The organism is Acinetobacter sp. HR7 (genome assembly GCF_000773685.1).
GTDB classification, from domain to species: Bacteria; Pseudomonadota; Gammaproteobacteria; order Pseudomonadales; family Moraxellaceae; genus Acinetobacter; species Acinetobacter thermotolerans.
Genome location: NZ_JPQO01000041.1, coordinates 1 through 3090 on the forward strand (window position 1 = coordinate 1; position 3090 = coordinate 3090).

A 3090-nucleotide genomic window follows, 5' to 3' on the forward strand; every position below is an offset into this window, starting at 1 on the left:
AAGGTAGAGCAGGACTTGGAATAAGAGAATGGCAGTGTGTGGAGTTCGGTACATTCCACGATAGAGATATAAACTCAGCACTGAATATTCTTGCGCTCGGACATGGGCGTCTCGCAGGAGGAATCTCCGTCCTTTAGGTCGGAGAGGATGTCAAGCCTAATTTATGTAGCTAAGAAACCAGAATTATTTTTTATAAGAAATTTTATGACAAAAACTGCCATTAAAACCCGTGACCAATATCCATTTTTCCTGAGCATTCAGACCCGCTGGGCGGACAATGACTTATATGGACATGTCAATAATGTCACTTATTACAGCTATTTTGATACCGCAGCGAATGCCCTACTGATTCAACATGCTGGCTTTAATCCGCATACGGCACAACAGATTGGTCTGGTCGTCAACTCAAACTGCCAGTTTAATCAGGAGCTTTCTTATCCTGAAGTGATTGAAGTTGGTGTCAGTATTGCCAGAATGGGGACTTCCTCCTTGACCTATGACTTAGCGATTTTTAGGCAAGGTCAGAATCAGGCTGCTGCTCAGGGCAGTTTTGTACATGTCTTTGTCGATCGCCAGACACGAAAAAGCACCCCGATTCCAGATGAAATGCGGGATGCTTTATGTCCGTTCCTTAGTATAGCTTGCCAAGCCTAAACTTATTTCAGCTGGATATTTTTTAGCTCACCATCAAAGTTTTTAAGCAAGTCCTGAACAGCAGGCTCAGCATGCAATAATTCTTCAGCACGTTTAAAAGCACGTGCTTTGCGTTCATGCTGCAAGGTATACGGCGTCAGTTCATTCACGTCTTCAAATTTGACTTTGAAATGGGTATTCGGCCATTGCTGCTGAATCGCCTGTTCAAGTACATGCTGCAACTGAGTCAGTAGTGGCTGATACTGTTCCGGAATATGGAAGACCGATTCGCCATCAATTTGGCCGGTCATGATGCCGTACTGAGCCAGTTCCTGTACTGCTGGTGATAGCTGGCTGTTACGGAACCAGAATTCCCATTTCTCTACTGTCCACTCACCCTGCATGTCCTGTACTGGAATCTGCAAAATATCCTGCGGCATCAGGTTACGATCTGTGGATTGATCAATATTTGCTGTTTGAGATTGCACAGTGGCAGCCTGAACCACAGCTCCTGGCTGGGTTTCAACTGTTGTATTTTCAACAGATTCTTGCTCAGTCGCTGATTCAGACAAGCTAAACTCGGGTTCAGGCTGTGCTACTGCAGGTACTGAATTCTGCTCTTCAGGCAGATATTCTTCTAACAGGAAATCATCACTGCTAGCTTCAGTAGTTGCCGCAGGCTCTACCGGCACATCATCAAAACCAAACAAGCCATCTTCTACACTTGGATCAAACACGATCTGATCTGAGACAGGCTGTTCTACAGGTGCCGATTCAGACTGTGCTACTGGTGCTGCAGTTGAATCTGGTTGTTCTTCATCCAGAAAATCATCAGAAGAGGGTTCGGACGGTGCAGATGCCGGACTGTAATCCGATTCATCTTCATAGCCATCATCTAGCGGAAATTCTTCTACAACAGCTGATTGTGGTGTTGGCGTAGGTTTCTGCTGTGGCACAACATTGGATTGTGGCGCTGTATTTTGCTGCGGAATGACTTGCGGTGCTGCTTGCTGAACCTGCACCGTACTAACTGGGATCTCATTCGGCTGCAATGGACGGAATGCCAGCAGACGCAGCACAGTCATTTCAAAGCCCTGCTCCTGCGTAACTGCCATTTGCAGATCAGCACGCCCCTTACAGGCAATCTGGTAATACAGCTGCAGATCTTGTGGTGAAATTAATCCAGACAACTGCATGATTTTCTGGTTAATCTCAGCACTATATTTCAAGCTTAAATCTGGCAGGTACTGTAACAGTGCCAGCTCATGCAAAGTCGAGATCAGCTGATCCAGTACTAGTGAAACATCCAGTGCTTGCTGACGGAACTGCAGCAACAGTTCACTGACACGGGCTTTCTGGTTCTGGTGAATAGCCAGAATCAGGTCATAGATAATGGTCCGGTCAATCAGACCGAGCATATCCTTGACATCTTGATGCTGGATTGCACCCTGACCATAGGCAATCGCCTGATCAGTCAGAGACAAGGCATCACGCAAAGAACCTTGAGCAGATTCGGCAATTTGCCAGATAGCATCTTGATCAGCCTGAATACTTTCTTTTTGCAGGATATTGGTCAGATGTTCGGTAATTTCATCAACCGCCAGCGGACGCAAGGTAAATTGCAGACAGCGAGAAATCACGGTAATTGGCAGCTTTTGCGGATCGGTCGTGGCAAACAGGAACTTCACATGTTCAGGCGGTTCTTCCAGTGTCTTGAGCAAGGCATTGAAAGAGTGCGTAGAAAGCATATGCACTTCGTCAATCAGGTAAACCTTGAAGCGTCCTTGGGTGGGTGCATACGGAACATTATCTAAAAGTTCACGTGTATCTTCCACCTTGGTACGTGATGCCGCATCGATCTCAATCAGGTCAATAAAACGGCCTTCATTCACCGCAGTACAGGTTGCACAGACTTCACATGGGGTCGAAGTGACACCGGTTTCACAGTTCAGACATTTGGCAAGAATACGTGCAATGGTCGTTTTACCCACACCGCGCGTGCCCGTAAACAGATAGGCGTGGTGCAGACGGCCACGTTCCAATGCGCTGGTTAAGGCACGAGAAACATGGTTTTGACCCACCAATTCATTAAAATTACGAGGACGATATTTTCGCGCAAGTACCTGATACATGTATGCTCCTTTTTACAGGTCTAAGCATACTGTTTTTTTGATAAATAGTGAATGAAATAGTTAGTTTAGAAGATTTTATTCAATCTTATCAATTTGATTTAATTCAACTATCTTAAAGCTATTCGTTCCATTTTTATGCCTTTCAATGAGAATAGCATTTGTTTTTCCTAATTCTAAAAGTTGATAGTTCGCATTTTGTTTATTAGCTACTGAAAAACTCACTTTTGGTAATTTATCAATCTCCATATATTTTAGCTCCCCCACAATGAGAGCTCCTGTAAATAGAGCAACCAGTAGAACACCAATTTTATCCCTTTAGCCGTAA

3 protein-coding genes and 1 pseudogene are annotated in these 3090 nt (G+C 44.8%); 2 read left to right on the forward strand and 2 right to left on the reverse strand.

Going from position 1 to position 3090, the window contains the following annotated elements; genetic code table 11:
- Both GW12_RS15935 and GW12_RS02785 read left to right on the forward strand, forming a co-directional pair.
- Window positions 1–137 (forward strand): annotated as a pseudogene (locus GW12_RS15935) (RNA-guided endonuclease TnpB family protein); the annotation flags it as partial.
- A gap of 67 nt (window positions 138–204) precedes the next feature.
- Window positions 205–654: a thioesterase family protein gene (locus GW12_RS02785; protein ID WP_034583128.1), complete on the forward strand. Its 450-nt coding sequence runs from the start codon at window positions 205–207 to the stop codon at window positions 652–654.
- A 2-nt stretch (window positions 655–656) separates the two neighbouring features.
- Here the strand turns inward: GW12_RS02785 and dnaX are convergent, their stop codons facing one another.
- Together dnaX and GW12_RS15750 are read right to left on the reverse strand one after the other, a co-directional pair.
- Window positions 657–2765 carry a DNA polymerase III subunit gamma/tau gene (gene dnaX, locus GW12_RS02790; protein ID WP_034583130.1) on the reverse strand — a complete coding sequence of 703 codons (2109 nt, stop codon included), beginning with the start codon at window positions 2763–2765 and terminating at the stop codon, window positions 657–659.
- A gap of 75 nt (window positions 2766–2840) precedes the next feature.
- Window positions 2841–3011, reverse strand: a complete 171-nt coding sequence (locus GW12_RS15750; protein WP_161788372.1) for a hypothetical protein — start codon at window positions 3009–3011, stop codon at window positions 2841–2843.
- Window positions 3012–3090 lie beyond the last annotated feature (79 nt).